This is a genomic window from uncultured Ellagibacter sp., from assembly GCF_934636505.1.
Taxonomy (GTDB): Bacteria; Actinomycetota; Coriobacteriia; order Coriobacteriales; family Eggerthellaceae; genus Ellagibacter.
The window spans coordinates 1-8,225 of the sequence record NZ_CAKUAL010000077.1 but is presented as its reverse complement, the minus strand read 5'-3'; the positions used below and the strand labels follow the sequence as shown (position 1 = coordinate 8,225).

Sequence of the window (8,225 nt, the reverse complement as noted above, 5' to 3'; positions counted from 1 at the left end):
AGGGCGACCCGCTCTACGACAAGCGCAAAAACGACCCCACGCAGGGCATGGCCGACACCGACATGCGCAAGCTTGCAGAGCAAGGCCGCCGCGAACTGCCCGAATCGCTCATGACGAAGCGGGAGCGCCGCGAACACCGCAAGCAGCACGAGGGGACAACCGACGTCGCCTAACATCGCGAGGATCCGCGCGTAGGGGCGGCTTCCCTAAACACCTTGGAAGCCGCCCCGGCAAAGTTCCCCACCGCACACCGCAGGCCAGCGCCCCTTGACTTGCCGCCAAGAGAGCGTCTGGTGATTCCCCTTGAGCAAGCTCGGCGCACCGATCCAGAAAGCCCCGCGCCCCAAGACTCCCTCTACCCCAAAGACCTCACATGCTCGCTTGAACGGTCGAGCTGTTCTTTGGCGGAGCGGATTGCCGCAATGTCCGCTTCCTCCAGCTTCTCGGTTTTCTTTGAAAGCAGCTTGCGGAGAGCATTCGAATCGGCTTTGACCTGCTTCTTCTCTTCCTTTTCCAACTGCTTGCCAGATTTTGCGAGCGCCGCGTCAACCTCTTGGACCAGGCGTGCCGCCTCCGCATGCACCTCCATCGCATCGCGACGCGTCGCGTCCTGCGCCGCGTAGGTTTCCGCATCGCGAATGGCGCGATCGATTTCCTCGTCGGACATGCGGCCCGATTCGTCGATCGTAATCGACTGCTCCTTGCCCGTCCCCTTGTCCTTCGCGGAAACCGTGAGGATGCCGTTCGCGTCGATGTCGAACGTCACCTCGATCTGGGGAACGCCCGCAGGAGCACGCTTGATGCCCTTCAGGCGGAACTTGCCGATAGACTTGTTGTCGCGCGCCATCGGACGCTCGCCCTGAAGCACGTTGATTTCCACGCTCGTCTGAAACGCCGCCGCCGTCGTGAAGATCTGCGAGTAATGCACGGGGAGCGTCGTGTTGCGCTCCACGATGCGCGTCGCCACGCCGCCGACGGTCTCGAGGGAAAGGGAAAGCGGCGTCACGTCGAGCAGCAGGATGGAGTTCGCCTTCACAAGCCCCGTCGAAGACCCCGCGAGCGTAGCCCCCTGGATAGCCGCACCCACGGCAACGCACTCGTCGGGGTTGATCGACGACGAAGGCTCCTTCCCCGTAAGGGAGCGAACCTTGTCCTGAACCGCCGGGATGCGCGTCGACCCGCCGACAAGCAGCACGCTTCCCAGCTCGGAGGCGGCAATTCCTGCGTCGTTGAGCGCCTGGGACACGGGGCCTTCGGTGCGCTCGACCAAATCGGCGGTCATGCGGTTGAACTCCGAGCGCGTGACCTGCGCCTCCAGATGAAGCGGGCCGGATGCGCCCTGCGCCAGAAACGGCAGGTTCACGCGCGCCGTCTCCATGGAGGACAGCTCCTCTTTCGCCTGGCGCGCCGCCTCGCGCACGCGCTGCGCCGCGGCGGAATCGCGGCTCGCGTCGACGCCCGATTCCCGCTTGAAGACCCCGAACAGGTAATCTGCGATGCGCTCGTCGAAGTCGTCGCCACCCAGATGGTTGTCGCCCGCAGTCGCGAGCACCTCGATCACGCCCTCGCCGATCTCGATGATCGAGACGTCGAACGTGCCGCCTCCCAAGTCGTAGACCATCACCTTCTGCGAATCGCCGTTGTCGAGCCCGTACGCGAGCGCTGCGCTCGTCGGCTCGTTGATGATGCGCAGCACGTCGAGCCCCGCGATGCGGCCCGCATCTTTTGTGGCCTGGCGCTGCATATCGTTGAAGTAGGCAGGGACGGTGATGACGGCCTGCGTCACCTCCTGACCGAGGAACGCCTCGGCGTCGCGGCGCAGCTTGCGAAGGATCATCGCGGAGATTTCCTGCGGCGTGAATCGCTTGCCGTCGATGCTCGCACGCCAGTCGCTTCCCATGTGGCGCTTCACCGAGGAGATGGTGCGATCGGGGTTGATCGCCGCTTGACGGCATGCCGTCGCACCGACGAGGCGCTCGCCATCCTTCGTGAACGCGACGACGCTCGGCGTCGTACGAGAGCCCTCGGCGTTGTGGATGATGGTCGGCTTGCCGCCCTCGACCACCGCGGCGCAACTGTTCGTCGTGCCCAAGTCGATCCCGATAGTTGCCATATCAGTCTCCTTCCGAGAGAACGAGTAGAATCTCCCAAGCCGCACCAACGTCAGAAAGCGAGGCGCATTTCGTCAGCCGATGGGCCGCCATCAGCCTAAAATCCCATGAATCCATAGCGCATGAACTGCTGCAAGCACAGCTGGAGCATGCAGCAACCGCAGCACAGCGTCGTCGGGTCGATTGCGGAGATAGTGAACCCGCGCGTCTGCTGTTCCTGCGTGTACGACTGCCCCGCGCTTTGGAACGTACGGTATGCACGCTGGTAGTCGGCATTGTTCGGGTCCATGCGGACAGCGCGCCTGATCTGGTCGAGCGCCATCACCGTGTTGCCCGCGCCGTTGTTTGCCAGCGCCGAGAGGTAATACCATCGGGCGTTGCGCCCAGCGCTCGTAACCGTAGCCAAAATATCCGCAGCGCGCTTGCATTGCGCCGCATCCCCCGAGTTGATCAGATCGATTGCCGCGCGGAATTCCGCGGGGTCGCTCGCATTCGCCTCGGGATGAATCGGGCCGGACGCCGTCGAGGCGCCGTAGCCGAAAAAGTCATCGAAATCGAAGCCGAAGCCTCCCGCCCAACCGTACGGGCCGCCGGAGGTATAGGGGTTACCCTGCTGACCGCCCCCGTACGAGCCGCCGCCATACGGACCCTCGCCCGAGGCACCACCAAAGGGATTCGCTCCTCCGTACCCCGCATATCCCGACGAGCCTTGCGACGCGCCGCCGGCAGCCCCGCCCGAGGCCGCGGAGGCGCGGCGGTCGGCCGCGGCGTATTTCTCGGGGTTCATAATGCGATCGTACGCCTCGTTGATCTCGTTCATCCGCTCGGCGGCGTTCGGATCGTTGGGGTTCAAATCAGGGTGGTTCTCGCGCGCCTTCCTGCGATACGCCTTCTTCACCTCGTCCTGCGAGGCATCCCTCGACACACCGAGCACGCTATACGGGTCCATTGCCATTGCGTTCCCTATTCGCCATCATCGCCGTCGGCGGCCCTTGTGGCCGACGGCGCCATTTCGCCATCATCATGGGCAGTATCGCCGAACTTCCCACAATACTGACCCCATAACCCCGCGTACATCACGTTGCGGAGAATGTGAATATCCTGCTCAAGCGGCAATCGCTCGAAGGATTGCGCCGCCTGGGCCGCAATCGAGCGAAGCCCCTCCGAAACATCGCCGGGCACAGCGCCAGCCGCAACAAGCGGATTGTAGTTGCCCGACTCCAGGTCCTCATCGTAATCCATGACCGCATCCATGAGGTACACGAACTTACCGATCCACGCGCCCATACGACGCAGCTCGCCTGCCCAGAAATCCTCCCGATACGCAAACACGCGACCTAAAATCACGCCAAAGCGGTTGGCGGCCGCATCGAGCGATTCGTCCCCACACTGCTCGATCGCGCGGATATCGGCCATGCCCGACTCGATGGCCTGGGCAACTGCAGGGCGTCTTGCCGACGCCGCACGATAGGCCGAGGAAAGCGCCTGCGCCATCGCCCGCCGCGAGACCTTGCGATCGTCATGCCAATCATCCATGAGCTTGTGGTACGCGAGCAGCACCGTCGCATCGGCGGCATACTCCGTGCACTCGCTCGTCGCAAACGGCTGAGGCTTAGTGGGATGAGCACCGCATCGCGCGGAATCCTCGTGCTCGAGCGGTTCGTAGAGCGAGTTCAGCAGAAGCGCCAGAAACGTCATGTCGTAGGTGAGCGTCATGCGGCACAGCTGGCCGTTCTGCTCCTTCAGCGAATGGCAAACACCGCAGTACACCTTGCGGTAACGGGCAACCTCCTCAGGAGAAAGCTGCTTCTCATCTGCCATGATGTAGCCGAACATACGCTGCTACGACTTCTTCACGGTTTCGGTCTTGCACTTTGGGCACACCACGCGAAGCGTTCCCTTGCCGCGCGGGACCGAAAGCTCCTGCCCGCAGCCCTTGCACTTGAAGTACAGCGTGGTCTCGCGGTTCTCCCATTTCTTCCGTCCGATGGAAAGCGCGCGACGAGGCTTCTCGGTCGCTCGCAGGAATGCCTCGTTCTCGCGATCGCGCGCAGCGATGTTCTTCGAATAGGTACGGAAGAGTGCATAGGCAAAAAGCGCCAGCGCAGGCCATGAGAAGAGGCCCATATGGGGGAGAACCGACAGCACCAGGCAGACGATGCCTGCAACGACCAGCGTATTCGACAGAGAGTCAGCGCCGCGCCTTCCTTGCATGGCACCCGCCATCTTCCACTGCATCCGCTCGAGAAAACCCTTCATCCGAAAATGCACCCACCTTTGCCTGAATAGACGAAGCCCGCGCGAGATGCACGGGCTCCACATGTGCTCGGGACGCGAGTTAGAACGCCTCGAACTCGTTGAACAGGCTTAATGATACGAAAGAGTTGTGCAGATGCCGCGAAGGCGCAAGGCTGTCAACAAACTGTCACGAAGGATACGCGAGCCTTCCATTAGCGTCGCCCTTCTACACCACCTGGAACAGGAAGAACTTCAGGTAGTCCGTTTCAGGAACGCCCCACAGAATCGGGTGGTCAGGCGCCTGCTGACGCTCCTCGATCTGGCGCAGCTGGACGCCAGCGTCCTGCGCGGCGTAGGACACGACGCGGCGGAAGCGTTCCGTATCCATGAAATGGCTGCAGCTGCACGTTGCGAGATAGCCTCCTCGAGGCAGCAGCTTCATCGCGCGATAGTTGATCTCCTTGTAGCCGCGGGCCGCCGAATCGATGGTCTTGCGGCTTTTCGTGAACGCAGGCGGATCGAGCACGATGAAGTCATAGGTACGATCGTGCGCCGCCTCGAGCTGGGGTAACAGGTCGAAAACATTCGCCGCCGTGAAGTCCATCTTACCATCAAGCCCATTGAGCTGGGCATTCTTGCGCGCTTGAGCGACGGCGAGCTCGGAGATATCGACCGCGTTCACGAGCTCCGCCCCACCATGGGCGGCATTCAGAGCAAAGCTGCCCGTATGCGTGAAGCAATCGAGAACGCGTCTTCCCGCCGCGAGCTGCGCGACGGCACGCCGATTATACTTCTGGTCGAGGAAGAAGCCCGTCTTCTGTCCGTTCTCGAAATCAACCTCGTAACGAACGCCGTTTTCCACAATCTGCGTCGTCGTGGGACCGAACACCGCAGCCTCGGGTTGGCTGGGATTGATCGGGTCGAGCGAGCAGGCCGCATCCTCCGCAGCGCCCGCAAACCATCCCGCGGTCTGGGCGAGTCCTTCGAGCGAGCGGGTCGAGGCGTCGTTGCGCTCATAGAGTCCGCGAATCGCGATGCCATCTTCGGCCAGCACCTCGAGAAGCGCGGGAAAGATTATCGGCTTCAAACGCTCCATCCCCACCGAAAGCGTCTCGGCCACGAGGACGTCTTCGAAACGATCGACGACAAGGCCGGGGAATCCGTCAGCTTCGGAGAACAGAACGCGGCATGCGCTTGCATCGGCGCCCATCACCGTTTTCCGGTAATTCCACGCCCACTGTACCTTTCGCTTCCAAAAGGCACAGTTGAAGCGATCGTTCGCATTGCGGGTGATGAGGCGAATACGAATCTTGCTCTTCTCGGACAGCAAGCCCGACCCCAGATACGACCCCTTGCGGCTCACGACGTCGACAATCGAGCCGTTGGCAACTGCAGCCTCGCCCGGCGCCGGCTCAAGCGAGACAACCTCCGCCTCGTACACCCAAGGATGCCCCTTCTCCAAGGCATGTTCGCCCTTCGGCGTTATGGTCGCCCGAGGATACGGCCGCAGAGTTTTCATAAGGGTCCTTTCAAATGATGGGAAGAGGCGTTGGGAGAACGCTCTATCCGCCCTCAAGCCAGCGAGAGGTAGGCACTATCCCATTAAGCAGGAGCGTACACCTGCCTCCTTTCGCCCTAAAGTCAGCGAGAGCCCAGCTGACGAGTGCAGATGGCGCGAAAAGATTGCGAAGCGTACCTTGGGTACGTGAGCAATCTTTGGAACGCCAGCTGCGCCGTCAGCCGAGCTCGCAGCATTGATAGTTCCCGATTTGCCGTCGGGTGAGTCGGCTATTACAGAAGTCGCAGGTTGACTTCCTTGAGCTGGCGACCGGTAACCTCGTTCGGTGCGCCCGTCATCGGGTCGGATGCGCTCGAAGTCTTCGGGAAAGCGATGACGTCGCGGATGGACTGCTTGCCCGCGAGCAGCATGACCAGACGGTCAAGGCCAAGAGCGATGCCGCCATGCGGCGGAGCGCCAAGCTCGAGCGCATGGATCAGATGGCCGAACTTCTCTTCCATCTGATCATCTTCCACGCCAAGACGACGAAGCACGCGCTTCTGCAGCTCCGCATTATGGATACGGATAGAACCACCACCCATCTCGAAACCGTCCATGACGATGTCGTAGCTATAGCTCGAGCAGGCAAGCGGATCGGACTCGATCTTGTCCCAATCCTCTTCAGGAATCATCGTGAACGGATGATGTTCGGCGGCGTACTTCTTCTCGTCCGCGTCATAGCGGAACATGGGGAAGTCGACGACCCAGAGAAGAGCATGACCGTTGCGCTCGATACCGAGAGCATCAGCCATATGCAGGCGCAACGCGGAGAGCACGGCGCTTGCCGTATCGAAGGTGTCGGCCGCGAAGAGAAGCAGGTCGCCCGGCTCGACACCTGCGGCTTCCTTAATCGCATTGTGCGTTTCCTCGCCGAGGAACTTGATGATGGGGCTCTTGCCCACAAGATTGGTATCAGCGTCGGTGTAGGCGATCCACGCCATGCCCTTCGCGCCATTTGCGGCAGCGATGTCGGCAAGCTTCTCAATCTCGCCGCGCGACCAGTTGCCAGCAGACTTCGCGTTGATGCACTTCACAACACCGCCATTGGCAGCAGCGCCCGTGAACACCTTGAAATTGCAGTCCTTGATAAGGTCGGTCAGATCGACGAGCTCCATGCCGAAGCGGACATCGGGGCGATCGCAACCGAAACGCTCCATCGCCTCTTTCCACGGCATGCGCTGAAGAGGGAACTCGTGCTCGACGCCTGCAGCGCTGAGGACTTCTTGGAAAACACCTTCCATCAGATCCATCACGTCGGTCTCTTCAACAAACGACATCTCGATGTCGACCTGGGTGAACTCAGGCTGACGATCAGCGCGCAAGTCCTCATCGCGGAAGCAACGGGCAATCTGGTAATAGCGCTCGATGCCGCCGACCATGAGCATCTGCTTGAACTGCTGCGGAGACTGCGGCAAAGCATAGAACTTGCCAGGGTTCGGACGGGAAGGCACGAGGTAATCGCGCGCGCCTTCAGGAGTAGAGTTTGCAAGGATTGGAGTTTCAACCTCGATGAAACCGCGCTCGTTGAGAGCCTGACGCATTGCCTGGGCAACCTTGTGGCGAAGCAGAAGGTTCGCATACATCTCAGGGCGACGAAGGTCAAGATAACGCCACTTCATACGGGTGGTTTCGTCCGTCTCGATGCCGTCCTCGATGGAGAAATGAGGCGTCACAGAAGTGTTGAGGACCTCGACGGAAGTCGCGAGAACCTCAATTTCACCGGTGACCATGTTGGGGTTCTCGGCACCCTCGCCACGCGCACGAACGCGACCGGCAATCTTCAAAACATACTCGCGGCCAAGATGCTCGGCGATATGGAACTCCTCTTCGCTGACGCAATCGGGATCGACAACGACCTGCGTATAACCTTCACGATCACGAAGGTCGCAGAAGATCAATCCACCATGGTCGCGATTGTGCCAAGCCCAGCCGGTAAGCACAACCTCACGCCCAACATCGCTCTTGCGCAGCTCACCGCAGGTCGCGGTATGCATGCAAAACTCGTTCTTGAAGTCCGTCATTGAATAAGCTCCTCGATATGCGCTATCAAACCCACTGATTGGGTATGTGACTCAAACTGGATTATTGTACTTCACGAAATGAAACTGAATGGGAACGAGACGGCGTCTTCACCGTAAATGCCCGATAATGGCCGCAAGAAGCGCGCGAACGGTTAAAACCCGCAGCAAGATACCGTAAAAGAAATAGGCAACGATTGAGTTCGGCCGGAGTCCAAGCAGACGCTCCTAGCACGAACACGGGGAAGGGACCCCGAGCTCAAAGGAAAGGGGGCCGCGGCCCCGGGCGACCCCGGGGCC

6 protein-coding genes are annotated in these 8,225 nt (G+C 60.9%); all 6 read right to left on the bottom strand.

Going from position 1 to position 8,225, the window contains the following annotated elements; all coding sequences use genetic code 11:
• Window positions 1–355: 355 nt before the first annotated feature.
• The gene (gene dnaK / locus Q0G18_RS08115; RefSeq protein WP_297151831.1) at window positions 356–2,113 is read right to left on the bottom strand and encodes a molecular chaperone DnaK; all 1,758 of its coding nucleotides are present in this window, start codon (window positions 2,111–2,113) and stop codon (window positions 356–358) included.
• 95 nt (window positions 2,114–2,208) lie between these two features.
• Window positions 2,209–3,060: a J domain-containing protein gene (locus Q0G18_RS08110; RefSeq protein ID WP_297151826.1), complete on the bottom strand. Its 852-nt coding sequence runs from the start codon at window positions 3,058–3,060 to the stop codon at window positions 2,209–2,211.
• Between the two features lie 14 nt (window positions 3,061–3,074).
• On the bottom strand, window positions 3,075–3,947 hold the full coding sequence (locus Q0G18_RS08105) for a DUF5685 family protein (protein WP_297151824.1): 873 nt from the start codon (window positions 3,945–3,947) through the stop codon (window positions 3,075–3,077).
• A gap of 6 nt (window positions 3,948–3,953) precedes the next feature.
• Window positions 3,954–4,370, bottom strand: coding sequence for a hypothetical protein (locus tag Q0G18_RS08100; RefSeq protein ID WP_297151821.1), 417 nt, complete (start codon window positions 4,368–4,370; stop codon window positions 3,954–3,956).
• 205 nt (window positions 4,371–4,575) lie between these two features.
• Window positions 4,576–5,868 (bottom strand): class I SAM-dependent rRNA methyltransferase, encoded by a 1,293-nt coding sequence (locus Q0G18_RS08095; RefSeq protein WP_297151818.1) that lies wholly within the window; start codon window positions 5,866–5,868, stop codon window positions 4,576–4,578.
• Between the two features lie 272 nt (window positions 5,869–6,140).
• Window positions 6,141–7,928, bottom strand: a complete 1,788-nt coding sequence (gene aspS, locus Q0G18_RS08090; RefSeq protein ID WP_297151815.1) for an aspartate--tRNA ligase — start codon at window positions 7,926–7,928, stop codon at window positions 6,141–6,143.
• Window positions 7,929–8,225 lie beyond the last annotated feature (297 nt).

Excerpts from the sequence above, each read along its gene's own strand:
- dnaK (WP_297151831.1), bottom strand. The coding sequence starts at position 2,113 with ATGGCAACTATCGGGATCGACTTGGGCACGACGAACAGTTGCGCCGCG.
- Q0G18_RS08110 (WP_297151826.1), bottom strand. The coding sequence starts at position 3,060 with ATGGACCCGTATAGCGTGCTCGGTGTGTCGAGGGATGCCTCGCAGGAC.
- Q0G18_RS08105 (WP_297151824.1), bottom strand. The coding sequence starts at position 3,947 with ATGTTCGGCTACATCATGGCAGATGAGAAGCAGCTTTCTCCTGAGGAG.
- Q0G18_RS08100 (WP_297151821.1), bottom strand. The coding sequence starts at position 4,370 with ATGAAGGGTTTTCTCGAGCGGATGCAGTGGAAGATGGCGGGTGCCATG.
- Q0G18_RS08095 (WP_297151818.1), bottom strand. The coding sequence starts at position 5,868 with ATGAAAACTCTGCGGCCGTATCCTCGGGCGACCATAACGCCGAAGGGC.
- aspS (WP_297151815.1), bottom strand. The coding sequence starts at position 7,928 with ATGACGGACTTCAAGAACGAGTTTTGCATGCATACCGCGACCTGCGGT.